General features: G+C 69.6%; 25 protein-coding genes and 3 pseudogenes. 18 read left to right on the top strand and 10 right to left on the bottom strand.

Going from position 1 to position 25,363, the window contains the following annotated elements; genetic code table 11:
• Positions 1 to 14 precede the first annotated feature (14 nt).
• The 6 genes from pqqD to WBK50_RS16925 all read left to right on the top strand — a co-directional run bounded on the left by pqqD (position 15) and on the right by WBK50_RS16925 (position 4,515).
• Positions 15 to 296 (top strand): pyrroloquinoline quinone biosynthesis peptide chaperone PqqD, encoded by a 282-nt coding sequence (pqqD, locus tag WBK50_RS16955; RefSeq protein WP_341336545.1) that lies wholly within the window; start codon positions 15 to 17, stop codon positions 294 to 296.
• On the top strand, positions 289 to 1,371 hold the full coding sequence (gene pqqE / locus WBK50_RS16950) for a pyrroloquinoline quinone biosynthesis protein PqqE (protein WP_341336544.1): 1,083 nt from the start codon (positions 289 to 291) through the stop codon (positions 1,369 to 1,371). The genes pqqD and pqqE overlap by 8 nt, the downstream gene beginning before the upstream one ends.
• Before the next feature lie 153 nt (positions 1,372 to 1,524).
• Entirely contained in the window at positions 1,525 to 2,073 is a 549-nt protein-coding gene (locus WBK50_RS16945) for a manganese efflux pump MntP (RefSeq protein ID WP_341336543.1), read from the top strand.
• Between the two features lie 478 nt (positions 2,074 to 2,551).
• Positions 2,552 to 3,208: a DedA family protein gene (locus tag WBK50_RS16935; protein ID WP_341336542.1), complete on the top strand. Its 657-nt coding sequence runs from the start codon at positions 2,552 to 2,554 to the stop codon at positions 3,206 to 3,208.
• Positions 3,209 to 3,434: 226 nt separating this feature from the next.
• Positions 3,435 to 3,578, top strand: coding sequence for a hypothetical protein (locus tag WBK50_RS16930; RefSeq protein ID WP_341336541.1), 144 nt, complete (start codon positions 3,435 to 3,437; stop codon positions 3,576 to 3,578).
• A gap of 133 nt (positions 3,579 to 3,711) precedes the next feature.
• A complete protein-coding gene (locus tag WBK50_RS16925) occupies positions 3,712 to 4,515 on the top strand; it encodes a hypothetical protein (protein ID WP_341336540.1) in 804 nt (267 codons plus the stop codon).
• A gap of 179 nt (positions 4,516 to 4,694) precedes the next feature.
• Here the strand turns inward: WBK50_RS16925 and WBK50_RS16920 are convergent, their stop codons facing one another.
• The 3 genes and pseudogenes from WBK50_RS16920 to WBK50_RS16910 all read right to left on the bottom strand — a co-directional run bounded on the left by WBK50_RS16920 (position 4,695) and on the right by WBK50_RS16910 (position 10,129).
• Entirely contained in the window at positions 4,695 to 6,500 is a 1,806-nt protein-coding gene (locus WBK50_RS16920; protein WP_341336539.1) for a sensor histidine kinase, read from the bottom strand.
• Between the two features lie 760 nt (positions 6,501 to 7,260).
• Positions 7,261 to 7,695 (bottom strand): hypothetical protein, encoded by a 435-nt coding sequence (locus WBK50_RS16915; protein WP_341336538.1) that lies wholly within the window; start codon positions 7,693 to 7,695, stop codon positions 7,261 to 7,263.
• A 27-nt stretch (positions 7,696 to 7,722) separates the two neighbouring features.
• A pseudogene (locus WBK50_RS16910) lies at positions 7,723 to 10,129 on the bottom strand (arylsulfatase).
• Positions 10,130 to 10,820: 691 nt separating this feature from the next.
• On the opposite strand from WBK50_RS16910, the gene WBK50_RS16905 reads away from it, so the two are divergent.
• Positions 10,821 to 11,246 (top strand): hypothetical protein, encoded by a 426-nt coding sequence (locus WBK50_RS16905; RefSeq protein ID WP_341336537.1) that lies wholly within the window; start codon positions 10,821 to 10,823, stop codon positions 11,244 to 11,246.
• Between the two features lie 166 nt (positions 11,247 to 11,412).
• On the opposite strand, the gene WBK50_RS16900 is transcribed toward WBK50_RS16905, so the two are convergent.
• Both WBK50_RS16900 and WBK50_RS16895 read right to left on the bottom strand, forming a co-directional pair.
• Complete coding sequence (locus WBK50_RS16900) at positions 11,413 to 11,790, bottom strand: response regulator transcription factor (protein WP_341336536.1); 378 nt, start codon at positions 11,788 to 11,790, stop codon at positions 11,413 to 11,415.
• 65 nt (positions 11,791 to 11,855) lie between these two features.
• Positions 11,856 to 12,536: a response regulator transcription factor gene (locus WBK50_RS16895; RefSeq protein WP_341336535.1), complete on the bottom strand. Its 681-nt coding sequence runs from the start codon at positions 12,534 to 12,536 to the stop codon at positions 11,856 to 11,858.
• A 282-nt stretch (positions 12,537 to 12,818) separates the two neighbouring features.
• Between WBK50_RS16895 and WBK50_RS16890 the strand changes: the two genes are divergently transcribed.
• The 3 genes from WBK50_RS16890 (at position 12,819) to WBK50_RS16880 (ending at position 15,005) form a co-directional block, all read left to right on the top strand.
• Entirely contained in the window at positions 12,819 to 13,610 is a 792-nt protein-coding gene (locus WBK50_RS16890; RefSeq protein WP_341336534.1) for a trimeric intracellular cation channel family protein, read from the top strand.
• Positions 13,610 to 14,296: a DUF1345 domain-containing protein gene (locus tag WBK50_RS16885; RefSeq protein WP_341336533.1), complete on the top strand. Its 687-nt coding sequence runs from the start codon at positions 13,610 to 13,612 to the stop codon at positions 14,294 to 14,296. The genes WBK50_RS16890 and WBK50_RS16885 overlap by 1 nt, the downstream gene beginning before the upstream one ends.
• A gap of 364 nt (positions 14,297 to 14,660) precedes the next feature.
• A complete protein-coding gene (locus WBK50_RS16880; protein ID WP_341336532.1) occupies positions 14,661 to 15,005 on the top strand; it encodes a LapA family protein in 345 nt (114 codons plus the stop codon).
• A 128-nt stretch (positions 15,006 to 15,133) separates the two neighbouring features.
• Here WBK50_RS16880 and WBK50_RS16875 read toward each other — a convergent pair whose 3' ends face one another.
• From WBK50_RS16875 to WBK50_RS16855, 5 genes are all read right to left on the bottom strand, one after another.
• Positions 15,134 to 16,021: a formylglycine-generating enzyme family protein gene (locus tag WBK50_RS16875; RefSeq protein WP_341339414.1), complete on the bottom strand. Its 888-nt coding sequence runs from the start codon at positions 16,019 to 16,021 to the stop codon at positions 15,134 to 15,136.
• 183 nt (positions 16,022 to 16,204) lie between these two features.
• Positions 16,205 to 16,540, bottom strand: a complete 336-nt coding sequence (locus WBK50_RS16870) for a DUF202 domain-containing protein (protein ID WP_341336531.1) — start codon at positions 16,538 to 16,540, stop codon at positions 16,205 to 16,207.
• A 15-nt stretch (positions 16,541 to 16,555) separates the two neighbouring features.
• Positions 16,556 to 16,927: a YidH family protein gene (locus WBK50_RS16865; protein WP_341336530.1), complete on the bottom strand. Its 372-nt coding sequence runs from the start codon at positions 16,925 to 16,927 to the stop codon at positions 16,556 to 16,558.
• Positions 16,928 to 17,163: 236 nt separating this feature from the next.
• Positions 17,164 to 17,409 (bottom strand): hypothetical protein, encoded by a 246-nt coding sequence (locus WBK50_RS16860; RefSeq protein ID WP_341336529.1) that lies wholly within the window; start codon positions 17,407 to 17,409, stop codon positions 17,164 to 17,166.
• A gap of 52 nt (positions 17,410 to 17,461) precedes the next feature.
• Complete coding sequence (locus WBK50_RS16855; RefSeq protein WP_341336528.1) at positions 17,462 to 18,205, bottom strand: hypothetical protein; 744 nt, start codon at positions 18,203 to 18,205, stop codon at positions 17,462 to 17,464.
• A 507-nt stretch (positions 18,206 to 18,712) separates the two neighbouring features.
• On the opposite strand from WBK50_RS16855, the gene WBK50_RS16850 reads away from it, so the two are divergent.
• The 8 genes and pseudogenes from WBK50_RS16850 to hemC all read left to right on the top strand — a co-directional run bounded on the left by WBK50_RS16850 (position 18,713) and on the right by hemC (position 25,181).
• A complete protein-coding gene (locus WBK50_RS16850) occupies positions 18,713 to 18,985 on the top strand; it encodes a hypothetical protein (protein WP_341336527.1) in 273 nt (90 codons plus the stop codon).
• Positions 18,986 to 19,291: 306 nt separating this feature from the next.
• Entirely contained in the window at positions 19,292 to 19,561 is a 270-nt protein-coding gene (locus WBK50_RS16845; protein ID WP_341336526.1) for a hypothetical protein, read from the top strand.
• A gap of 200 nt (positions 19,562 to 19,761) precedes the next feature.
• Positions 19,762 to 20,832: pseudogene (hemE, locus tag WBK50_RS16840) on the top strand (uroporphyrinogen decarboxylase); the annotation flags it as partial.
• Between the two features lie 283 nt (positions 20,833 to 21,115).
• A complete protein-coding gene (locus WBK50_RS16835) occupies positions 21,116 to 22,042 on the top strand; it encodes a lactate/malate family dehydrogenase (RefSeq protein ID WP_341336525.1) in 927 nt (308 codons plus the stop codon).
• A 265-nt stretch (positions 22,043 to 22,307) separates the two neighbouring features.
• Positions 22,308 to 22,532, top strand: a complete 225-nt coding sequence (locus WBK50_RS16830) for a hypothetical protein (protein ID WP_341336524.1) — start codon at positions 22,308 to 22,310, stop codon at positions 22,530 to 22,532.
• Between the two features lie 21 nt (positions 22,533 to 22,553).
• Positions 22,554 to 22,658 (top strand): annotated as a pseudogene (locus tag WBK50_RS16825) (ferrochelatase); the annotation flags it as partial.
• A gap of 247 nt (positions 22,659 to 22,905) precedes the next feature.
• On the top strand, positions 22,906 to 24,183 hold the full coding sequence (gene hemA, locus WBK50_RS16820; RefSeq protein WP_341336523.1) for a glutamyl-tRNA reductase: 1,278 nt from the start codon (positions 22,906 to 22,908) through the stop codon (positions 24,181 to 24,183).
• Entirely contained in the window at positions 24,180 to 25,181 is a 1,002-nt protein-coding gene (gene hemC, locus WBK50_RS16815; RefSeq protein WP_341336522.1) for a hydroxymethylbilane synthase, read from the top strand. The genes hemA and hemC overlap by 4 nt, the downstream gene beginning before the upstream one ends.
• The last annotated feature ends 182 nt before the right edge of the window (positions 25,182 to 25,363 follow it).

Raw genomic sequence — 25,363 nt, 5'->3', positions numbered from 1 at the left:
GGGTCGAGGCAGCAATGACGACATCGGTGCCGGCGTCGAGCCGTCCCCGGCTCGCGCGCCACGTCCGGTTGACGTTCGACCGGACGCGCGAGCAACACGTGCTGCTGCAGCCGGAATCCGTCGTGCTCCTGAACCGGACGGGCGCGGACATCCTCGGCCTGTGCGACGGGCAGCGGACGGTGGCCGAGATCGAGGAGGAGCTGCACGGTCGCTACAACCGGGTGGTCGACGACGAGGTGCAGCACTTCCTCGCCCGCCTCGTCGCCAAGAGGTGCGTGGAGATCAGCGATGGATAGACCCTTCGGATTGTTGGCCGAGCTCACCTACAGCTGCCCCCTGTCCTGTGCGTACTGCTCCAACCCGCTCAACCTCGCCGACTACCGCGACGAGCTGGCCACGGCGGAGTGGCAACGGGTGCTGGCCGAGGCCCAGCAGCTGGGCGTCCTGCAATGCCACTTGTCCGGCGGTGAGCCGCTCCTGCGCCGTGACCTGGTGGAGATCGTGCGGACCGCCGGTGCACTCGGCCTGTACACGAACCTCGTCACGAGCGCGATCGGACTGTCCCGGCGCCGCGCGGAAGAGCTCAGGGCGGCCGGGCTCGATCACGTCCAGATCAGCATCCAGGCCGACGAGCCGATCGTCTCGGATCGGATCGCCGGGATCCCGTCCTTCCGGCGCAAGATCGAGGCGGCACGCGTCGTGAAGGAGCTGGGCTGGCCGCTCACGGTGAACGTCGTCCTCCACCGGCAGAACATCGACAAGATCGCCGACATCCTCGGCCTGGCCGAGGAGTTGGAGGCCGACCGTGTCGAGTTGGCCAACACCCAGTACTACGGCTGGGCGTTGCGCAACCGCGACATGCTCCTGCCCAGCAGGGTGCAGCTCGAGCGGGCGGACGCGGTCGTGCGCGCCGCGCGTAGGCGCCTGGCCGGACAGATGGACGTCATCTATGTCCTCCCCGACTACTACAGCCGCTACCCCAAGCCCTGCATGGGTGGGTGGGGGACGCGACAGCTCACCGTGACGCCCAACGGCGATGTCCTGCCCTGTCCCGCCGCGCACGCGCTTCCCCTCCCGCGCGCGAGTGTGCGCGAGGACTCCCTGGCGCGGATCTGGACGGAATCGCCGCTCTTCCAGCGATTCCGCGGCACCACCTGGATGCCGGATCCGTGCCGGAGCTGCGACCGCCGTGAGATCGACTTCGGTGGGTGCCGCTGCCAGGCGTTCCAGCTCACCGGCGACGCCGCCCGCACCGATCCGGTCTGCCATCTGTCGCCGGACCACGAGATCGTCGCCGAGACCGTGCGGTCTGCCAACGAGGGGACCAGGCCAGGTGAAGAAGTGCTCGTCCCTCGTCCACATCGGGCCTGACCGGTCGTTTGGACGTCGCCGAACCGGCGTCGGCGCGAGGGACCACATAGCCGCCGACGGATTCGATCCGGAAGCCACGGACTGGAGGGTGGAGATGACGAGGGGAGAAGATCGTCGACACGGCGAGACTCCGTTGCCGCAACCGGTGGTCACATGATCCCCGAGCTTCTCGTCCTCGGATTCACCCTCAGCTTGGACAACTTCCGGGCCTCGATCGCGCTCGGGACGATTCCGTTCAGCCGACGCCGTGCCGTCCAGGTCGCCCTGACCTTCGGGCTCTGGGACGGCGTGGCGCCGCTGACGGGCGTCGTGCTCGGGCGCTACTTCGGCCAGGCGATCGGCCCGATCGCAGACTATGTGGGGCCGGCCGTGCTGGGTGTATACGGTGCGTACCTGCTCGTCCGCTCCCTGAGGACCGCAACGCCGGAGGAGGAGATCGACCATCCGTGGATGCTGTTCGGCATCCCCCTCTCGCTGAGCTTCGACAATCTCCTCGCCGGCACGAGCTTGGGACTGATCGGGTTCTCGCCGGTGCTCTCGGCAGCGGTCTTCGCTGCCATCACAGCCCTGATGACGTTCGTCGGGTTGCACCTGGGGCGAGCCGCCGCCGGCCTCATCCGAATCCGCTCCGATCTCCTGAGCGGCATAGCGCTCATCCTCATGGCCGTCGTGCTGGTACTGGAAGCCGAGAACGTCTTCTAGACCGCACCGCGCCATCCGCCGAGGTCCGCGGGCGGGGGCCGCTCAGGGTGGGGGAGAGGTGCGACTGCCCGCCGTCACGCCCGCTGAGATGAACATCGTGCCGTCGCGGACGAAGATCGCGTCGGGCTCCACAGTGATGTCCGGATAGCCTCTGCTCAGGACGCCGATGTGACGCCAGTGCGTGGTGGCACGGCGGCCGTCGAGCAGCCCGGCCGCGACGAGGATGAATGCCCCGGTGCGCCGGCCGAGAAGTGTGGACGGCGCTTTCGTCCGTCCTCTTCCGGCTTGCCGGTACTCGACGTTCGGGCGAGTGGGGGCATCGGCCTGAAGCTGGCCGTGGAGACGTAACAGCGCGTCGCGGTGATGCTGGAGCGGTGACTGACGGCTCGGCGGGCAGCCCGTCTACGGCCCGCGCACTGGACATGGTGGCCGCCGGGATGGGTGGGCCCGTTCGTCCCGCCGAGGAGGGTGGGGACCGGTGAGCACCCTCTTGAAAGAGTTGGCGGCGGCACCGCCGTGGGCGCTGCTCCTGGCGGCATTCGTGGTTCCGGCGTTGGCGGCCTCCACGCTGCTGGGCCTCGTCGTTCCGGGGGAGACCGCGGTGTTGATCGCCGGTGTGCTCGCGCACGAAGGCCGGGTGCCGCTGGTCGCTGTGATGGCGGCTGCGGTACTGGGCGCGATCACCGGCGACAGTGTCGGATACGCAGTGGGGGCTCGTCTCGGACCGGCACTGTTCTCCCGTATCTCCGGCCGTGCGGCGCGGCGCCTGGGCGAGGCTCGGGCTTTCGTCCGGCGGTTCGGCGGGCTAGCGGTCGTGCTCGGTCGCTGGGCCGCGTTCCTGCGCACCCTTGTTCCGTCGATCGCGGGCGCCAGTGGCCTCCCGTACCGGCGTTTCGTCGCGTTCATTGTGGCGGGCGCGACGCTCTGGGGCGTCGGCGTCGCCGGCGCCGGTTATCTCCTGGGTGCCGCCTACGGCCGTGCCGAAGGTGCTCTGGGCCTGACCGGGACCCTCGGGGCACTCGTCCTGGTGGTCGGCGCCCTGCTGGTCACGCATTACCTGAGCCGACGCGCCGAGGCTCGGCTAGGCCGTGATGAATCGTCCGACGGCGATGCGGCACCCAGCGGGGAAGCGTGACTGCCGAATGCTCGACGGGTGACGATCGCAGACCGCGAGGTGGCCGCCGAGATCGACGGGCTGAGCGCCCATTCAGCCGCATGTGCCACCACCTGAATCATGGCCAGCAGCAGGGCGAACGGCGGCGGTGAGCAGTAGGGCGGCGGTCCGAGGCCACCGATCAGGGCCGCGCCGGCGGTGGAGCCGGCCCCTGGTCTCCCCGCCCGCCGGGCACAACTGGGACGGGGTGATCCGGACCGCGCGCCGACAGCTCGCCGAACCCCGGCACTGGTGGGGCTTCTACGAGCAGGCCGTCCAGGAGGACCTGCAGTGGCGGCGCACCCGCGAACAGCAGACCTCGACCGCCACCCCACCCACCGCAGCCCCGTAACAACCGCCTAGACGACACCGCAGGCCCCCGACCAACGGTCGGGGGCCTGCTCGTTGTGCGGACCCGGTTTTGTCGGTCCCGTCCGTACCATCAGCCGCAACGGGCCACAACGGCCCGGTGGGGGAGGGCGACAATGACGACCAAGCACGCCACCCCGCTTCCCGCGCTGCCCCTGTTCGATCCCGACACCGAGCGACCGCCGTTCGGGGCGGCCGAGCTGTACCTGGATACGCCGACCAGCATCGGCATCCTCTACCTCGCCGGGATCCTCGAGGACCAGCCGAAGTACGTCGAGGCGATCGACACGGCCTGGGCCGAGGCGCGGCAGGCAGCACTCCGCTGCCTGCGCGAGAACGTGATGCTCAAGGTCGGCTATCACGCGCGGCTGCCCAGCGGCCGCAGCGTCGGGGTGTTCACACCCGGCCGGCTCTACCTCACCGCGGTCTTGCACCCACAGGCCAGCTGGAAGGGCGAGTGGCAGGGCGACGTCGCCCGCCTGCACGATCACATCTACATCGGCCCCGAAGGCATCACCGAACAGGACGGCCAGCACTGGCCGGTCGATCTGCACAACCTCCGCACCCAGCTGCTGTCCCTGGTCGAGATCACCTACAAGGACGCCCTTCAGCAGTCCCTACGAGCCAGCCTGAACGTGCCGTTCGCACCATCCGATGACGCGGGGTACTCCGAGCTGGGCACCGTGTTCCCCCGACCTCATCGCGGAGTACCCCCGCCTGATCTGCGGCACCCCCAGGCACGACGGCATCAGGTGGATCGTTCGCGAGCAGGTCCGGCCCTGGCTGCGCTACCGCGACCGCTAATGGACGCTGAATTCGGCATGTCGAGCAAATTTCGGGCGCTGCGCCCCTGCCGGTACGGACCGTCTCTGTCCGATTCCGTCCCCGCGTCATCATGCACCCCCGCTCGAGGCCGGTGAGCCGGCTGAGCCACGCCGGGCCGGTGGCGAGGAGCCCCGGCTTGGTCGCCAGGCCTCCTCGCCACGCTGGATGCACCAGCAGCACCTGCTGATGGCAGTAGCAGACGAACGTCTCACGTATCGACACGAAGTTGCTTCGCGCTGCTAACGGCTGCACCGGACTGGTCGACGCATCGCGGTCAGCGCGGCTTGATCGGGACCCTGCCCCTGACAGTCGTTCCGCGGCCGGGCCAGGAGTCGATCGCCAGTGAACCTCCGATGGCTGCGATGCGGTCCCGCATGTTGGTCAGCCCGGCGCCGCCGGTGCCGTTGCCGACCACGAATCCGCTCCCATTGTCGCTGACCTCGAAGTGAAGTTCGCCATCATTGCCCGCGAGCTCCATGGAGACCGCGGAGGCATGCGCGTGCTTGGTGACGTTCTGAAGGGCCTCCACGCAGCAGAAGTAGACCGCGGCTTCGATCTCGAGGGGGTATCTCTGCAGGGCTTGTGCGTCGAACATGATCGGCGGCTGGCCGAAGCGGGCGATGTCCCGCAGGGCCTCGGCAAGCCCGGCATCGGCGAGCAGCGATGGGTAGATGCCGCGCGCGATCGAGCGGACCTCATCGATTACCGAATCGATGCGAGGGGCCAACTCCCGCAGGAGCTCGGCGCCCCGTTCGGGGTTCCGGGCAATCTCTTCTTCCACCAGGGCCAGCCCGATCCGCACCATCACGAGCTGCTGCTGGGCACCGTCGTGGAGGTTGCGCTCGATCCGCCGCCGCTCGCTCGCCGCCGCGACGGCCAGTCGGCGTCGCGAGGCCTCGACGCTGCGAAGCGACGCGGCGAGCGCGGTGGTGAGGCGCCTTCTCACCAGACGTGCTGCGGCCCAGGAGCCCGCCGCCTCGACGATGCAGCGCTGATCGTTCAGCGCCGGATCGCAGACGATGGCAGCGATCACGTCTCCCTGATCGTCAACGTTGACCACGCAACGTTCCGGGGCGCTCGGCAAGACCACTGGGCGGCCGGCGTGATCGTGCCACGTCTGCGACTCGCCGTCGCCGGTGTAGTAGAGCTCAAGACTGGAATCGCCCAGCGCCTCCGCGAGCCGACCGCGGACCTGCTCGGGATCGGAGGGTTCATCGCGGGCGTGCCCGAGACGCTCGAAGACGCGCGCCGCATAGACGCGCCAGCGCAGTAACCCGACCAGGAATCCCAGCGCGGCCACCGGATTCGTGAGCAGGGCGATCCAGACCAAGGCCTCGACGGCGGCGCCCGCCCCGATGCGACGAGCCACAATGCCAGCGGCCAGCGCCAAGCTGTGCAGGATCACCGCCGCGAGTACCGGTGTAAGGCTATGGCGCATCAGCCGTGTTGCGCGCAGCCGATCGAGCAAGAGGAAAGCTGTCGCCACGTAGATCCCGATCGTGATCAACTCCCGCCCCGGGATGACGAGCGAGCCGACAACGTCGGGCTCTGCCCCGACCACCTGAAAAACGTTGCGGGGACACGCCTCGGAACAGTAGGCGGGCAGCAGCGGGTAGTCGTGCACGAGCGTCGCCGTCGGCAGATAGAGCACAACAACCGTGGCCGCCGCAATCGCAACGACTGCTCGCTCCGGCCTGGTAGCCAGCCGCCCCGAGGGGTAGGCGAGGAACAGGTAGATCAGGAGCGGCTGGAGTATCCAGAACGAGACCCGACCGACGCTGTAGAGGAGGGGGACACCCGAAGCGCTCAGCGAGGCCAGGAACGACCCGAACCCGGCGGCGACCAGCATGACGCCGAACCGGCTCGCAGGGTCGCGCTCCCAGGCGAACAGCCCGACGCCGACGAGGATCGCCACCGTGACGGAGTCGACCAGGGCGGCGGGAGCCGCGTTCGGGGCACCGTGGTTTGCCAGCGCGATCCAGGCCGACGAGGCCGATAAGGCCAGGCCCGCCGCGCCGAGGGCCGTCGGGCCGATCACCTCCGGGAAGGCCGCGCCCGGCTTGTGCGCGTTCAGTGCCATCGCAGGGCTTCTTCCACCGTCCCAGCTGCAGCCGCGGTCCAGCACACCGGTCCACGGACGGCCCGGCATCACCCCTACTAGGTGACTAGGTGAGGCCGTAGCGACGTGAAGCCCCGCGTCGACCGCCGACGCCGTCTTGGCCGAACGCCCGTGTCAGACCCTGCTGGATGTGGGGACACCCCGCCCCACCGACCGGCAACTACGGCACCGCCTACTACTGCCTCGCACCGCCGAGTGCGCGGCTGGCGGGATCAGCGTCGACCGCATAGAGGTCGCAGCGTTGACCATGCCGGCGGCCGTCACCGTCCACGGGCAGGAGGCCGCCCGCTGGAATCGTGGCGGCGTTCAGTGCGAGTATGCCGACCTCTCTTCTGCGCTGACCGATAAACAGCACCCCTCCGCGCCGTCGAAGTCGGCCAGATCCGGGTGCATGGGCACTACTCTGCGCTGGCTCTTGGCCAAGCCCATCCCCGGCATCTGCTGGTCGCGGGCGGAGCGGCGTAGTGCGGCAGGGCGGTCCGTACCCCCGGCTCGGGCGACTGGCCGCAGAGCAGGCCGATACGTCATCACGCCCGCGATCGCGAACAACCAATCCGAGATCAACAATCACGAGCGAAGATCGATTCAGAGGGTGCTGTGCCCGGCCCGCTCCGCCCCCGTCACCGGAGCGGACCAGGGTTTCCGTCCAGCTACGGCTCACCAGCGCCAAACAACGGCTGCGCCTATGCTCGTCGTTTCGATCAGGCGTTCGTGGGCCACATCAGCCCGACAGTCCCGTCCCGGCCTCGGTCAGACCCTCCTTCAGCTGCTTGGCGCCGGCCTTGTCGATCTGGCTGGTTGACTTCCTGGTCGCGTTGAGGAGGGCCTTGTCGACGGCGTCGGCGTCGGCGTCGGCGTGGTCGTAGACGGCGACCACTCCGGCCGAACCCGGAGGCAGTTGCTGGTCGAGCTCGTCGCCCATCTTCTTTGCGACGAGGTGCCTGATGGCCTTGCGGGCCACCTTGAGGCGCTTGCCCGTGTCGTCACCCGCCTCGCTCACGTGGATTTCGCCGTCGGCATCCTTGCTGACCAGTACGACGCTGTTGCCGGCGATGACCTCGTCCTGGACGAGCGTCACGAGCCTGTCGAAGTCCTGTTGTGCGAGATCTGGGATCAGGTAGACGGCGATCAGCACGTCCAGCGGTTTGTCATTCATCGTCCTACCTTTCGCAGGGCGGTGTATCTAAGCGTTCGCCCCGTGGGCCGCGAGCGCCTGTTGTGCGTGCTCGTGGAGCGCTTGCGCGTCCTCTTCGCTCAGGTTCGGCGCGATGTCGAAGACGACCTGCTTGATCTCGCCGGTGAAGGCGAACGGTGACCTGTGTGCGTAGCTGCGGTCGACCGGCAGGCCGTTATCGCGACCGATGTCCATGCCCGCGTAGCCGGTGAAGCGCTTCGGCACGGTGTGCTCCATCCGTCCGGAGCCGACGCGCCGGCCGTTGACCAGCAGCGTCACCTCTCCCCCGGTCGCGGGCTTCGGCGCGTCGGCGGCGAAGACCATCTCCACCGTCACCTCCCCGGTCGGGAGCGGTTCCTCTGCCTCCTGGCGGTACTCCTGCACACCCAGGAACGAGTAGGTGTGCTTGACCTTGCCGTCCTGGACGAACAGCGCGAAGCCGCCGAGGTGATCGGCATTGGCCACGATCACACCTTCGGCACCGCCCTCCGGGATCACGAGATCGACCCTGATCGTGTAGGAGCGGTTGTAGATCCCAGGGATCATCCCGGCGGAGATGTTCTGGACGTCGGCGTGGTAGGTGAACGTCGTCTGCCGCGGGCGCGGCGCCACGATCCCGAAGAACGAGCTCAGCCCCCCGAGCAGCGGCAGCACCTGGTACTTCTCGGCCTCGACCCAGAACAGCTCCCGCAGCTCCTTGACCTTGTCCGGACGCTCCTCCGCGAGGTTGCGTGCCTGTGCGAAGTCGTCGGGCAGGTAGTACAGCTCGACCGGGTCGGTGTCCGGGTCCCAGACGCCCGGCGCGTACTTCTTCATCGTCTCCGGGTCGAACGTCCACGGGACCCTCGGGAGCCGCTGCGCCAGCCACCAGCCGTCCTTGTACATCCCCCGATTCCCGAGCGCCTCGAAGTACTGCTGCGTGTGCCGTTCCTCCGCGTCCGGATCGGAGATCGAGTCGGCGAAAGTGAAGCCGTGCATCGGCTCCTGCTCGATGCCGTCGACCCTCGTCGGCTGCGGAATCCCCGCCACCTCCAGGATCGTCGGGCCCACGTCGATCACGTGCGTGAAGTGGCTGCGCACAGCACCCGTGTCGCGGACGTGGCCCGGCCAGTGGACAACCATCGGGTCGCGCGTACCGCCGAGATGCGATGCGACCTGCTTGCCCCAGTTGAACGGGCAGTTGCTCGCCCACGCCCAGCCGCAGGAGTAGTGGGGAGCCATCATGTCGCTGCCCCACGCCTCGAGCCCCCCGTGCTTCAGCACGAGCCCGAGCTGCTGATCCGCCGTGAGCGGGATGCCGTTCAGCGACGTGAGCTCGTTGAACGTCCCGGTGAGCGTGCCCTCCAAGCTGGCACCGTTGTCGCCCCAGATCCAGATCACCAGCGTGTTCTCGCTTCCCCATCTCCTCGATCGCACCGAGGACGCGGCCCACGTTCCAGTCGGCGTTCTCGGAGTAGCCGGCGTAGACCTCCATCTGGCGGGCGAACAGGCGCTTGCTCGTCTCGTCGAGAGACTCCCAGGCCGGGAACGCGTCGTCTCGCGACGACAGCTCGGCGTCGGCCGGCACCACGCCCAGCATCTTCTGCCGAGCGAAGGTCTCCTCGCGGAGGGTGTCCCAGCCCTGGTCGAACCTCCCCTTGTATTTGTCGGCCCATCTCTGGGGAACGTGGTGGGGTGCGTGGCTACACCCCGTCGAGTAGTAGACGAACCATGGCTTCTCGGCATCCTCGGCGTGCACGGCGTGAAGCCAGGCGATCGTCTTCTCGGCCATGTCGTCCGGGAAATAGTACGACTCGCCGTCCTTCCCCTCGGGCACGCCCGCAACCGACTGATTCTCGGTGATCAGCGGATCGAACTGGCCCACCTCGCCGCCGAGGAAGCCCCAGAAATAATCGAATCCGAGCGCGTTCGGCCGGCGGTTGAACGGCCCGGACGCACCGGTCTGGTCGTCCGGGGACAGATGCCACTTGCCGAACGCGCCCGTCAGGTAGCCGTTCTCCTGCAGGACACGCGGGAACGGCGTGCAATCCCGCGGGATGGTCGCATTATAGCCGGGGAACGGCCCCGAGAATTCGCTCACCAGGCCGAATCCCACCCGGTGCTGGTTCCGGGACGTCAGCAGGGCAGACCTGGTCGGCGAGCAGACAGCCGTCACGTGAAATCGGTTGTACCGAAGCCCGCCCTCCGCCATTCGCGTGTAGTTGGGCGTGTCGATGGGGCCGCCGAACGTGGCCGGGTTGCCGAAGCCGGCGTCGTCGATCAGGACGAGCAGGACGTTCGGGGCGCCGTCAGGCGCCCTGACGTTCTTGGAGTGCTCCCAATCCGGCTTCGAGCCCTCGAGAGTTCTGCTCACGACGCCGCTGAACGGCGGACGACGGATGGGTAGAACGGTGCGGTCAACTGATTCACCACTCATGGTCCTTGTCCTCGCTTCCCCTACGCTATCGTCGCCTGGATCGAGCGATTCCGTCGCCTAGTAGGCGCCCCAAGAGACCCCGTCCGTAAAGACGTCGCACCCCTGGGGCCCTCCGTCGTCTAAGCGAATTTTCTGGCGGTCTGGTGGATCTCCAGGCGCGATGTGGGACGGCCAGCAACGCTCGCAGGTCCACGACGGATCCGCCATGATGCGGACGGCATCCTTCCGGTGGTGCGTACTCCACCACCCACGGATGTGCGCACACCACCCCGATCGACGAGCATGCTCGATGGCGCACTGCGGCACCCCACAACCTTCGGCATGGCGGGGAGTGCCTTGGGCAACTCAGCTACAGCCGCGCAGGGGGCGCACGGCGATGCCGAGGTGGCGGGGCCAGACGTGGAAGCCCTGTCGATCTACAAGCGCCCCGACTATCTCGCCGCCGACGCGTTCACAGGGCTTTGGCCACGGCCGCGATCTCCGTGAGCGCGCCCCGCGCGGGGCGCAGTTCCGGTGGCCGGTGGAAAGCGGGCCCCCCTCACGTCGACGTGCAGGCAGGATGGCACGTCCACGTGCAGGCAGGATGGCGCGGGAGCCTCGCCATCGCCAGGCTGGATGCCCCGCTGCCGGTCCGGGGTCGGGCCGATGACCGGTCCCATCCACCGGCACCCACCCTGTAAAGGATTGCCTGATGAGGGAGGAAGATCAGCTCGGTGCGGCGATGGTGCGGCTCAGCGCAGGCCTCGAGTTCGGCACGGGCCTGGCGCTCCTCGCGGTTCCCTCTGTGGTGATCAAGCTGCTGATCGGACCTCCGGCTGCCGAGCGGCTGGCGCTCATCGGAAGGGTCTTTGGAGGCGCGCTGGTCGCTCTCGGCGTGGCGGGCCTGCTAGCGGACGGCGAACCGCCGACAAGAGGCGTGGTCTGCGCCTTCACCAGCTACAACGCCTCGACGGCAGCGATTCTGGGCGCTGCCGGCGCCTCGGAGGCCGCGGACGGGGTGCTCCTGTGGCCGGTCGTCGTGTTCCACGCCGGTGCCGCGGCGGCTCTGGCCCCCCACGCGCTTCGGGCGCGGCCCGCAACGAGAGCCCGTCTGTTCCTTCGGCGCTCACCTCGCTGAGCTTCGAGCCCGACTGCTCCTGAGCCCGCTGCGGACCGGGGGCAGGTCCCCGTCAAGCCCTTCGGCCAGGCTCGCCAGGGGCATGTGATCATCAGGGGGCCTCTCGGGCCGCCGCGCCGAACCCGATCTGGCGTCCTGCGGGGCGCGGCGAGGGACCGAGGGTTGACTATTCCGCTACCGGCTGCCCGTGCGCCTGCCACAGTTGGCGCAGGCGCGCGGGCGCGAGTTCGTGTTTGCTGATCACTGCGGCCGCGCCGCAGCTTCGGGCCGCGGCGGGGAGCCGGCTGGGATCCTCGGTCGAGATCAGAACGACGACGGGTGCGCGCTCGCTGGCCCTGATCCTGCGCGTGAGCTCGATGCCGTCCATCCCCGGTAGGTGTACGTCCACGAGCACCAGGTCGGGGACCTCCTCACGGATCGCGGCCAGGCCCTCCTCCCCCGACCCGACCTCCGCGGTCGGCTCGAAACCTGGGGTGGCGACCAGAAGGGCGTGGGCCATCTCGAGGAAGGGCGGATAGTCGTCGACGGTGAGCACGCGCACCACCACCGAAGGGTCGCAGTGGGGGAGGTCAGGGGACCAGCGTGCACGCACCCCTGGTCTTCGGGGTGCTAGGCGTCCCCGGCCGGCACGTCGGACTCGGCGAGGAAGAGCAGGGCCGCCTTGACCCGCTTGCTGACGCTGTCGGCCATCGGCGAGGACGCGAGGCCCAGCTTGAGGAAGATCGAGTTGATGTGCTTCTCCACGGCGTGTTTGGTCAGCGCCAGTTCCTCGGCGATCGCCGCGTTGCTCTTCCCCTCGGCGATCGCCCGCAGGACCTCGACCTCACGCGCGGTCAGCTCGGTGAGCGGGGAGCGGTGCGCCCTGGCGCGAGCCTCGACCAGCACCTCGACCACCTTCGCATCGATCGCCGACCCCCCATCGGCCACCGTCGCGATGGCCCGGAAGAGCTCCTCGCGGTCGTGCACGCGGTCCTTGAGCAGATAAGCCCTGCCGCTGGAGCCACTCTCGAACAGGCGCATCACGTAGGCAGCCTGCGTGTACTGGCTCAGGACGACGACGCCGATCTTCGGGGCGGTCTCGCGTAGCTCTGCCGCGAGCTGGATGCCTTCGTCGGTATTGGACGGTGGCATGCGGATGTCGGTGACGACGACGTCCGGGTCGTGCTGGCGGATCGCCGCGCGGAGGGAGCCACCGTCCCCGCACGAGTCGACCACCTTCACCTCCTCGCAGGCGGCCAGCAATCGCTCCAGCCCCTCACGAACGATGAGGCTGTCGTCGGCCAGCACCACCCGAGTGGCCACGAGGCGAGCATAGGCGCCCCGCGGGTCAGGGCGAGCGGACCGATCGGAGCCTAGGAGGGCCCCGTAAGAAGTAAGGCCCGCTCCCCGGCAGCACACGTGCCCGCCCCATTGTCGCCCGAGCCACGCTCGGTCAGGCTCCCTGCGTGGCAAGCCACGCAGGACACCGGGGTGGCTCGGCACGCCGAGGCGATCACCTACCCAGCGAACCACCGACACGGCCGATGAACACATGAGCTTGCGGCGCACGGTCGATCGTACGGAGCAGATGACATGGGAAGCCTCTGGGACGCGATCCTGAAAAACCTGACACCGGCACTCGGGAGCTTCTTCATCATCGACCTGATCGCGGCCACGACGAACGCGTTCAACGGCGCCCTCCTGGCCCGGCGGCCCACCCACTACCGCCACTACACCCGGGTCGGGATCGTGATACTCGCGATCTTCGGTGGCATCGGGGGCGGAGTCATGCGCGACATCCTGCTCAACACGGTGCCCGATCCGCTTCAGAGCCCGTACTACGTCGTCTTCGCCACCCTCGCGGCCGTGCTCGCGCTCTACCTCAACTACCACACCGGCCAGAAGGTGCGCGAAGGCATGTTCCGGTTCATGGCTGCCTTCTCGCTGCCCTGGTTCGCCGCACTCGGGGCCTACAAGTCGCTGGAGGCCGGCCTGCCGCCGATCGTCGCCCTGGCCGTCGGTGTAACCGGGGCCACCACGGGTCGCTTCTTGATCGACATCACCTCGGGCATGACTCCGAAGCACTTCCTCCGGGGCGAGTGGTTCGTCGGGACCGCCCTCCTCACCAGCGCCGTCTACCTGCCGCTCTGGTACGCGGGGCTCTCGATCTGGCCGGCGACCCTCATCGCGGTTGCCGTGGGCTTCACCTTCCGCATCCTGGCGCTGCACTACAAATGGGAGGAGCCCGAACCGTGGGAGCCACCGGAGGCGGCTCATGCCACGGCCCCCGCCGGGAGAAGCTCCCACGCCCTCGACGACGCAGCGGGAACAGCGCGGGCTCACCCCACTGCCGATCCCCCGGATCCGCAGCTGCGCAAGCCTTGATGGCGCAGGAGGCCGAACACCTGATGCAAGCGCGAGCGGCCGCGCCCGGCAGGTTCAGCACGAGCAACGTCTACCTGCCCGCGCAGATCTCGGTAGCGGCGGTACTGGCGCTCAACCTCCTGCTGCTCTTGGACAACCTGATCCCCACTCGGTGGGGAATCCTCGGACTTGAGGCCCTACTGCTCCTTTCGCTCATCATCACCACCCCACGCGATCCCCGCGACGAGACGCCCGCCCACCGTCACCTGCAAGCCGCGCTGATTTCACTGCTCGCCGTGGCGAACGGTGTGGCGGTCGTGCGCCTCGCGCACTTCCTCGTGCTCGGCGGCGAAGCAGACGGCCGTTCACTGATCCTGTCGGGGCTCGTGGTCTGGGCGACGAACATCGTACTGTTCGGATTGTGCTTTTGGGAGCTGGACCGCGGAGGCCCACGCGCCCGAGCCCGTTCCGAGAACCAACGGCCGGACTTTCAATTCCCCCAGAACACCGATGAACGCCTGAGCAAGGGATGGCGCCCGGAGTTCTTCGACTATCTCTACGTTTCGTTCACCAACTCGACATCATTGAGTCCCACCGACACGATGCCGCTAAGCCGGCGCGTGAAGGGACTGATGCTGGTTCAGGCCCTCGCCTCGTTTCTCTTACTCGCCCTCGTCGTATCTCGCGCGGTCAGCATCCTCGGCTGAGGCGCGGCCCACTACCGACAGCTCACCACTGCTTCCCCATGAGCGCTGCACGATCCCTACCAACGCCGGCACCCGGCTTCGGGCGGCTGCGGCCCGTACCCCGCGTCGGTAGGTGGTGCCCACGCCCCGAGATGAGAGGCGCCGGCGCCATCGCCAGCGCGGCGACCGCCGTGACACCGTAGCCCCCTTCGGCGGACCTAGGAGAGCTCGAACGTGCTCCTGACCGTGACCTGGTCTGGCTGGTGTTCAGACCCGATGGCGGCCACCGGCGCCGCGACCCCGGTCGCGATCACGGACCTCCAACTGCTCGGCCACGACGTCGTAGCACCCCTGTCAGGAGCCGCAGAGCGGAGGGAGAGGGCAGATGAACTCAGTCAACGGGACCGCAGCGGCGCCGGGTGCGAGTGATCAAGCACCAAGGCCGACGCACCGCGCGCTCGCGTTCTGCCGTCAGTACTGGTGGCTGTTCACGGCCATCGTTGTGGGCACCCATGTGATCGCCTGGGCGCTGAGTAACTCCGAATCCCAAACGGTCCATTGGATCTTCTTCACCACCCACTCCTCCCTGGGGCAGGTGATTGCCGTAGCCGTAATCCTCGGCGCCATCTTCGGGCACCTGATCGGCTATCAGCGCCGATCAAGTCGGCAGAAGACGCGCACCCAAGCATCACCGACATCAGGAGGACCCCAAGGCCAAGCCCCCGCCTGAATTCTTGCGGCATTACAGTTGAGCACAAACCGTCCGGGCGGTTCGCAGATCGCACCGATGCCGCCGGCAGTCGGTGGTCGCGGCGAACGGTGGCGGAATCACCGCCAGGTGATCAACGCAGTCCACTGCTACGGATGTGCGACAGCGCGGTTCGACGCCGGACGGTCCTGTACGACGCGGAAGCCGGTGTTGCCGGTGGAGCTGTCGGGTTCGCTGGCGCTGCGGGCGTCGACCCGGTAGCGGCTGCAGTAGGAGGCGTGACACAGGTAGGAGCCTCCGCGCATCACCCGGTGGGTGCCACGGTCCGGTCCGGCCGGATCACACAGGGGGCTGTGGGCGTAGTAGTGGGGGTCGAACCAGTCGGCGCACCACTCCCAGACGTTGCCGGTGACGTTGTGCAGGCCGAAGCCGTTGGGTGGGTAGGCGTCGACCGGTGCGGTCCCGGCATAGCCGTCGGCGCAGGTGTTCTCGGCCGGGAAGCGGCCCTGGAACACGTTCATCCGGTGCCGGCCGCCGGGTTCGAGCACGCTGCCCCACGGGAAGGGCTGGCCGACCAGACCACCGCGGGCGGCGTACTCCCACTCGGCTTCGGTGGGCAGGCGCGTGCCGTCCCATGCGCAGAAGGCCATCGCGTCGTTCCAGGAGACGTGCACGACGGGGTGGTCCTCGCGTCCGTCCAGGTCCGAGTGCGGGCCCTGCGGGTGGTTCCAGTCCGCGCCGTGGACCTGCCGCCACCAGGGGGCGGGCGCGGCGGCCCGGGTCGGCGGGAAGGCCGCGGGAAGAAACCCACCGAACACGAACGACCAGCCGTAACGCTCGGCATCGGTGACATGACCGGTGGCCGCGACGAAGCTCGCGAACCGGGCGTTGGTGACCGCGTACGGATCGATCCGGAAGGAGCTGAGCCGAACCCGATGCACCGGGCCTTCCCCGTCGGCGGGTCCGCCCGCTGGGTGGTCGGTTCCCATGAGGAACTCCCCGCCGCGAAGCAGGATCGTCGGGGCCGTGGGCTGCATCGCCCCGGCCAAGCCCGGGTCCTGTGAGCCGGGCGACGTCCCCTGCATCTCGTCACTCCTGCGTTCGGTCTCTTCCGCGGCCCTGATCTGGCCAGAGATCCTGGCCGCGTCGGATGGTGCGTGCCTCACCCCCGAGAGGTGGAATCGGCCGCAGCGTAGATCGACAGCATGGGCTCAGCGCCGCTACAGCAGGAGTAGCAGGATGATGGTGGCCGTCGCGAAGCCGGCCACGGCCCAGCCGATCAGGAGCACCTCGATCCGGGCGTCGGACACGATCCTCTTGCCCGCGATGACACGGATTGCTCTGGTCCGCCGCCCCCGCCTGCGGCCGAGCCCCAGGACGAGCAACGCCAGCAACACCGCCGTGGCGGCCAGGAGAGTTCGTCCGACTGCGAGTGGGCCTGTCTGCCGGAACAGCAGGATCGCGCTGCTGGCAAGGAATCCGATTGCGCTGCGTTCCCACGACAGCTCGGTTCGTTCAGCTTGCAGTCCAGGCTTGTCCTGGGGTTCACGAGGCACGTCACGCCCCTGTGGCTACGGGACCAGAAGGACGACAAGCACCAGGATCGCCACGGCCAGGAGGGTGATGCCGAGCAGTGCCGGAAGCCGGGTTGATGGCAGGTCGACATCCCGGCGCATCGCGGCTTGTACACGTTGCCAGCGGCGGAGCGCCAGAGCCGCCAGAACACCACCCCCAGCCGTGAGCAACACGCCGAGGGCGTGCCGCCCTCCCGGAACTCCGAACTCCGGAACCAACTGGACGACAGCGACGCCGCCGGCGATCAGGGCAAGCGCGGTGCGAATCCAAGCGAGGAAGGTCCGTTCGTTGGCGAGCGTGAACCGGTAGTCCGGCTCCTGCTCCTCGCTAGCCCGCTCATGATGTCGTTCCCGATCGGCTGGGTTCATGAGTCTCACAGAGCCTCCAGCACACCGGACCCGACGGCGGCCTTCGCCTCCTCGACCACCGCGAGTCGGGCACCTCGCTCGGACGGGGGTGCCCGACCGGCAGAACCCACCCTAGCCCGGCGCGAGCCGACCGACTGGTCCCGCACCTTCATTCAGACGACCGCACTTCGCTGAGGCTCGACAGTCGCTGCTGCCCAGCCTCGCGCCCCCTCCAGATCTGACCAGCAGAAGGGGTTCTACCGGCCTAGGCCTCGGCTGAGTTCCGGGCCGCGGTTGAGGTCGACGCCCTGCTGGCGCTCGCTGCGGTGGCCGTGGCGTTCGGCCTGGTCGCGCCGGACCCGCTCCGCCTCGACCTGCTGGTCTGTGACGTCGCGGTCGTGCTGCCAGCCGCGGACCGCCTCGTGGTTCTCGGTGCGTGCGGCGATCTCGGCGCGCAGGGCGGCGAGGATCTTGACCTGGCGCCGGGCCTCGCCGAGGGTCACCGGCTGCTGGTCACCGGACTCGACCTGCGCAGTGCCGCCCGGCTTCTCGCCGCTACGCAGCGGCCGCGACGTCGGTGGGGGAGGGCTGGACCGTGAACAGCGCGGTCTGGTTCTCGTCGATGACGAGCTCGGTGCCCGCCACCTCGGCCTCGGGCTCGACCGCCCCGCTCTCGGCGGGCGTCCGGATCACCTGCACGGGCTCGTCGTGGCCGCCGCCCAAGTTCAGGTCGAGCGACAGCTGGTCTCGGTCCTTGCGCACCGCCGCGGTGTCGACCGTGGCCTCGTCGGCGTCGACAACCTCGAACAGCTCGGCCTGCTCGCCCGCGACCGGCTGGATGTCGCGGGGGAGACCCCGACGCTGCAGCTCGTCGCCGGCGAGCTGATCGCGCAGCCGGGCCGCCTCGGCCCACTCGCCGCGGGCGGCGTGCACGGCCGCCAGCTGCTCAACCCGCGCGCTGTACTCAGTAGCCAGCTGCTCGACGCCTGCGATGTCGCGCTCGGCCTGCTCGCGCTCCGACGACCCCTCGGGCAGCAGATCGGCTTCGGCCCGCCACAACACCGCGTCGTGGCGGTATCCCTCGGCGACCAGGCGGGCATCAGCGATCTCCTCGGCCACGTAGTACGGAGCCCAGGTCTGCTCGCGGCGCCACGCCTGCCGCATCTCGCGGAGCTCGGTGTCGGACGCGGCGGTGTAGTGCTGCAGTCCCGACGGCGGAGGCGGCGGAAGCGGGGTCTTCGGGCCGCCCGGGCCCCGCCCCCCGGCCGTCGTCCCCGGGTCGTAGGCGATGTCAGGCAACGAATCCTCCTTCGGGACGGCCTGGCGACGAGGCGCCGGCGCAGAGCCGCGTCAACGGCCTGGTACTCCGCCGCGAGGACTTCCGATCTCGTCGAGCGTCGCCGTGGACGGTGTGCGTGTCGTCCCCGCCAGTGCGAATCCGCGCTTCCGGCCCGTTGGAGTCTCCGCTTACCGGCCAGCTGCACCTCGAGGATCTCCATTCGTCGGGCGATGAGGAAGCAGCTGGTCGAGGTCGGGTTCTGTGACCGGTCAGCCACTACTGCCAGCAGGACTCCGAGGACTCCAGCCAGCACCAGAGAGCGAGGGACGCTGGCGGTGATGCGCGCGGTGGGGCGGGGCCGCGACGCTGTTCCCGTGAAGCAAGGCCGATCGCACAGCCCTTCGCGTGGGGCTTCGACCGAGCCGTCGGCACGAGAGGTCTGCGCCCAGGGGTCTCGGCAGAGAGACCGAGAGGTAGGGCTGATCGGCCGATCGTGCCCCACCCTGACCCAACTTGAGGATCGCATGATGAACTGGATGATCAACTGGAGTTCCGAGCCGGAGTCGGACCGCGGCACCCAGAACGTGGATCTCACCACGGTGATCGGCGGCCGAGGCACGTCGTACCCGTGCCCGGACCTCTGCGCGCTGGACCAGCACATCGGCCGGTTGTACAGGCAGATCGAGGCCACGCCCCCGCGGTTCCCGGAGCTCGTTCAAGAGCTCTGGGCCGACGTCGACCTGCTGCTCGATCGCCGACTGTGGCTGTTGCTGAACCCTCAGCTGAGCGCTGCTGCCTGACGGGGCCGGGGGTAGGGCGACGGCCCGGCCACGCCCGCGTCGACCGCGTCGATTCGGCGTGTCGGGGCGCGAGTGACGGCGTGTGCACCGCAGATTCTCATACACGTTTCGTCGGACATGACTTCTGCGCCGAGCGCATGTAGCCGGGTGACCTGAAATCGCGCCACGACGATCAACGGGAACAGGCGAGTAGGAATGACGACGACAGGCGCACATCGCAGGAGCCTGACGCGTACTGCAGCGGCCCGACCGCATGCGGAGCGAGTCGGGTCGGAGTACGAGCCGAGCCCGGGGCGTGCCGACGGCATGGCCGAGGACGGGGCAGCGGCCCCGGCGGCGGCGCTGTCCGTCGCGCTGAGCCGGCGGGACCTCGCCGTCCTGCGGGCTGTGGCCGCCGGTCGGTGCCAGATGTCGGGGGCGAGCGGCGGGTCGCTGACCGTTGACGGTTTGTGTTGCTGTGATCAGTTCGTCGCCCCGCGGTTGACGAGTGCCGGGTTGATCGCCGCCGCCGGCCCGCAGCCCGGACCGGCGCGGCTCACCGCGTCCGGCCGGGCGTTGCTCGTCGAGGCGGCGTGAGGTCCTCGCTACGGCTGCCGATACCGAAGAGAGATGGCTGTGAGATTCCAGGTCCTCGCGCATTGGATCTGCCGGGCCTGCGAGGTCGAAGGGCGAGACCCCGAGACCGAGCCGAACTGCTGGAACTGCGGGGGTGAGGTCACCGTGACAGCTCGACCCACGGTGTTGATCGAGCGGGGTGGACCGGAGTCGTGACCGCACTGTCGAACCACGTCCCCGCCGTACCCCCCGGGCCCGCCGGCTCTCCGGGCGCTCGGCGTGACCTGAGGTCGGCGCCCTTCCTGGCGGCAGCCCGTGGGCAGCGGCCCGCGCATCTGCCGGTGTGGTTCATGCGGCAGGCCGGGCGGTCGCTGCCGGAGTACCGCGCGCTCCGGGCCGGCACCGGGATGTTGCAGGCCTGCCTGACTCCTGACCTGACCTGCGAGATCACGCTGCAACCGGTGCGGCGGCACGAGGTCGACGCGGCGATCCTGTTCAGCGACATCGTGGTCCCGCTTCACGTCGCGGGCGTCGACGTCGACATCGTGGCGGGCACCGGCCCGGTCGTGGGGCGTCCGGTGCGTACCGCGGCCGATGTGGAGCGGCTGCCCCGGCTCGAGTCCGGGCAGGTCGCCCCGGTCACCGAGGCGATCGCGCTGTTGCTCGCCGAGCTGGGTCAGACGCCACTGATCGGCTTCGCCGGGGCGCCGTTCACCCTGGCCTCCTACCTGATCGAGGGTGGCCCGAGCCGCAACCATGAACGCACCAAGACCTTGATGCGCTCGGCGCCTGAGGTGTGGCATGCGCTGCTGGGCAGGCTGGCCGAGCTCACCTCCACGTTCCTGCAGGCGCAGGTCGACGCCGGGGTGGACGCGGTGCAGCTGTTCGACTCGTGGGCCGGAGCGCTGTCCGAGCGCGACTACCGCGAGTTCGTGTTGCCGCATTCGGCGTCGGTGCTCGGCCGATTGGCCGAAGCCGGGGTGCCGCGGATCCATTTCGGGGTGGGCACCGGGGAGCTGCTGGGTGCGATGGGCGAGGCGGGGGCCGACGTCATCGGGGTGGACTGGCGGGTCCCACTGGACGTCGCCGCGCGGCGGGCCGGCGGGACCCGCCCGGTGCAGGGGAATCTGGATCCGGCGGTGCTGTTCGCCGACGCCGGGTCCCTCGAGAGCGAGGTGCGGCGGATCGCGTCGGAGGGTCGCCGGACGCCGGGGCACGTGTTCAACCTCGGGCACGGCGTGCTGCCGGAGACCGACCCGGACATCCTCACGCGGTTGGTCGGGCTGGTCCACGACCAGCCCGATGGCGGTACGGGGGCCGAACGGGTCGAGACGGATCCGCAGTCCGACGGGGGCGGCTCGACCGGCTCCCCCGTGGCACAGCGTGGACGGATCGAGGGCCGCAGCGCAGGGGCCGGCGGTGCTCGGTCCCCTGTGCAGGGCAGGAGTGCCAGAGCCGGTGCGGTTGCAGCCTGCCCGTCCGGGACGGCGCAACGGGCGCGGGTCCGAATTCGGGAGGAGGGTGTTCGTCGTGAAGGTCGGTGTGATCGGAGCGGGCGCGGTCGGGGCGGCGACGGTGCTGTCGCTGATCGAACGCGGGGGGACGTGCCGGGAGATCGTGCTGGTGGACCGGATTCCGGAACGGGCGGCCGGTGTGGCTGCTGACATGCGCTATGCAGCGCCGCTGTCGCCGGTTGTGGACGTGCGCGCGGGTGGGTATCAGGATCTGGTCGACGCCGCACTGGTGGTGATCACTGCGGGAGTCAACGAGAAGGCCGGGGGCGCCACCGACCGCTCCGATGCGCAAGGCCGCCTGCGGCTGCTGGACACCAATGCGACGGTCTATGCCGACGTCGTGCCGCGAGTCGTCTCGGTCGCACCACAGGCTGTGCTGATGGTGGTCACCGACCCACCGGACCCGCTCGCGGATCTCACTCGTCACCTGGCCGGCCACGACCGGGTGTTCTCCACCGGCACGCTGATCGACAGTCTGCGTTTCCGTGTGCACCTGGCCGATCGGCTACGAGTGCGTCCGTTGGACGTGCAGGCGATGGTGGTCGGCGAACACGGCACCTCCGAAGTGCTGCTGTGGTCGTCCGCGGCGGTGGGTGGCATCCCTGTACTCGAGCTTCTCGGCGCTGACGGGCAGCCCCTGGATGCGGTGCGGCATGACATCGAGGAGAGCATCCGGTACGCGAACATCACGATCATCGAGGGCACCGGGGCCAGCCAGTACGGCATCGGCGCCGTTTCCGCGCGCCTCGTCGAGGCGGTGCTGCGAGACGAACGTGCCGTCCTTCCGGTCGCCGCCTACAACCCCGACTTCGACGTCACCCTGTCATTGGTCAGCGTGCTCGGCGCCGGTGGCGTACTACGGATGCACCAGCCGCGGATGACCGCGGAGGAACGCGCCGCGCTCGACCGCAGCGTGTCCACACTCCGCGAGGCCACACGCCGCGCCCTCGACGTCGTCGAGCAGCAACCCGCCGCCGGCCCCCGCTGAATGCCGCGACGAACGCCGCGGGGTGCCCGAGTGGATTCCCCGCGACAGCGCCACCGGACGTCGTCCCGCGCCGGTGAGGCTGAGGCGTCGAGCACCAGCACCGACCGGACGCCCGGTCGGTTGCTCGTCGCTGGCAGGTACGCAGGCAGGCCAGCTGACCAGGAGCGTAGATGGGCGGTGGCCGCGACGACATGTGCCCGCGAGAGGACGACTCTCGCAGTCATGGACGTCGTCAGACCCGCGTCACACCCGAGACGCCCTGAAGGTGCCGCAGATCGCGTCACCGGAAACGCCGGGGGCGTGGGTGCGCCGGCAGTTCGGCTGGAATCCAGAACCGGGCGAGCACACCCTCCGCGTGCGCGCCACCGATGACCAGGGCAACACCCAACCGGACTCCACGTCGTGGAATGACCTGGGCTACCTCCACCATTCCGTGCTGTCCCATCCCGTCCGCGTCGAATCCCCGGCGAACATTCCGGCTGTGGCGTGAGCGAGCGATGCACAGGGAATGCCGGCGACGGGGTACGGCGGTTACTCGGCGTGCCGGCAGCACCACGAGGACATCGCGCGGGCCCGGAACACGATCGGCGAGGGCGCACCCGAGCTGGTCAAGCTAGGGCCGGGTTCCGGCCGGGTGTGCTGCTGAGTGGCGTCCCGCCCGAATGGCCGAACCGCGACATCCCTGCCAGCAGGCAGGGGCGCCTTGCAGTGGACGGGAAGCAAGAACGGCCGTTGGCCGTGAAGACGAGAGCCGATCGCACCGCGACTCTGAATGCGGCCCGATTTGCACTTGCCCAGGCGTGGACGCCCCGATCGGGCCACGACCGGAACGTGGGGAAACCCAGATTGAGTGGTTGTCTGCGATGACGATTGTGAACATCGGCCTGTCCCACCGGATCGCTCCGGCCGAGGTACTCGAAAAGCTCGTCGTGCCGTCCACGCAGCTTCGCGATGTGGTGGCCCGGCTGCACGCCGTGCCGGCCATCGACGAGGTGCTCGTCCTGTCCACCTGCAACCGGATCGAGGTCTACGCGGGCACACAGGGACCGGTCGAGCAGGTGACCCGGGCGGTTGCCGACCTGGCGGCCGCGCGCGGGCGGATCCCGGTCGACGAGATCCTGCGGATCGCCCGCGTCCGCGTCGGGGCCTCGGCCGTCGAGCACCTCTTCTCGGTCGCGTGCGGGCTGGACTCGATGGCCGTCGGGGAGGACCAGATCGTCGCGCAGATCAAGGCCGCCGCCCGGGCTGCGGCCGAAGCGGGGGCCATCGGGCCCGTCGTCACCGGCCTGATCGACGCGGCCCTGCGAGCCAGCAAGCGGGCGCGCACGGAGACCACGATCAGCACCGCGGGTATCTCACTCGCCCGTGCCGGTATCGAGCTCGCTCATGCCCACCTCGGTGGGCTCGCCGCCCGTCGTGCCGTGGTCCTCGGGACCGGCGCCGTGGGCCGGCTCGCGGCACGGCTCCTGCGCGAGGGCGGCGTAGGAGAGCTGTCGGTGGCCAGCCGCAGCGAGGCGGGAGCTGCAGGAGCTGCCGCGGCCGTGCACGCGACGGCTCTACGGGCCGTCGACGTCCCCGCTGTGCTCGCCGACTCCGATCTCCTGGTCACCGCCACCGGGTGCGCGGTACCCGTGGTGCTCGCCGAGCAGGTGCGAGCGAGCCGGGAGCGGGCCGCGGGCCGCCCGTTGTTCGTGCTCGACCTGGGCATGCCGCCCGACGTCGAACCGGCCGTGGGGCGGCTATCCGGTGTCACACTCGTCGACATCGACGCGCTCGGGCGGCACCTGGCGGAGCGAGAGGTGCCGGACGAGATCCCCCGGGTCCGCGCCATCGTCGCTGCTGAGGTCGCCTCGTACGTCGAGCGGCAGAGTCAGGCGGCGGCGGCCCCCTTCATCGGGGCGATGCATTCCCACGTCAGACAGCTCGCCGAGGTCGAACTGCTCCGGATGCACAGTCGGCTGCCCGGCCTGAGCGACCACCAACGGGCCGAGACGGCGGCGACCGTCTATCGCATCGTCCGCCAGTTCCTGCACCGGCCGACGGTCCGGGCCAAGCAGCTGTCCACCGATCCGGAGGGGTCGGTCTATCTCGAGGCGCTGCGACAGCTGTTCGACCACAGTGTGAGCGAGGCCAAGGCGTGACGGAGATCCTGGCGCGGCCCGCCGCCTCCTGGGAGCGGCGGCCGCTGCGGCTGGGTACCCGCGGCAGTCCGCTCGCACTGGCCCAGTCCGGCCGGATCGCCGAGCAGCTGCGTGAACGGTGCGGCCGGCCGGTCTTCCTGGTCACGGTCCGCACGCCGGGGGACGGCTCGACCGCGCCGATCGAGCGGCTCGGCACGACCGGGGTGTTCACCACCGCTCTGCGCGAGGCGTTGCTGCGCGGGGACGTCGACCTGGTCGTGCACTCCTGCAAGGACCTGCCCACAGCATCGGTACCGGGGGTGCGGGTGGCGGCGTTCCCGGTCCGCGAGGACCCGCGTGACGCGCTGATCCGGCCGGGCGGGACCAGCCTCGACGCACTGCCGCGCGGAGTGCGGATCGGAACCGGGTCACCCCGGCGGGCCGCTCAGCTCCGCGCCCTCGGACTGCGACCGGAGATCGTGCCGATACGCGGCAACGTCGACACCCGGCTCCGCAAGCTTGCCGACGGCGAGGTCGACGCCCTCGTCCTGGCGATGGCGGGGCTGTCGAGGCTGGGACTGCTCGATGCCGACGCCACGCCTCTCGACCCGGCGATGCTGATGCCGGCACCGGCGCAGGGGGTGCTGGCCGTCGAGTGCCGCACGGACGACCCGGCGACGGCGGCCCAGCTCACGGCCCTCGACCACGTACCCACCCGCGTGGTGACGATCGCCGAACGCGGCTTCCTGGCCGCGCTCGACGCCGGCTGCACCGCGCCGGTCGGCGCATTGGCGGAGTTGATCGTCGAGCCCGGAGCCGCACCGGCGCTGCGCCTCTCGGGCGTCATCGCGGCCCCGGACGGCTCCGCGGTGGTCCGCGGGCAGCTGACCGGCGTGGTCGGCGACGGCGCCGCGCTCGGTCGCCGGCTGGCCCACATGTTGCTCCAGCACGGCGCCGCCGAGTTGATGGACCGGACGCCGCACGGGGCCGAGGACGAGGTGGGATCCGCACCCCGGTGACAGCGGCCTGGTCGATCAGGCCTCGTCACGTGCACCGGCGGCCCCGGTGGACGAATGCCGTCCGGGGGCGCACAGCTACCGGGTCGAGGGCACGGTCCGGGTCGGGGTCGAACGCACGCCCGCGGATCGAGGCGCTCGCCGCCTGACCAGGAAGTCCACGCGAGCGCCGCCGGACACCGTGC

The organism is Pseudonocardia sp. T1-2H, from assembly GCF_038039215.1.
Classification (GTDB): domain Bacteria; phylum Actinomycetota; class Actinomycetes; order Mycobacteriales; family Pseudonocardiaceae; genus Pseudonocardia.
Note: the sequence above shows the minus strand (reverse complement) of the source record. Positions and strands in the feature narration are given on the sequence as shown.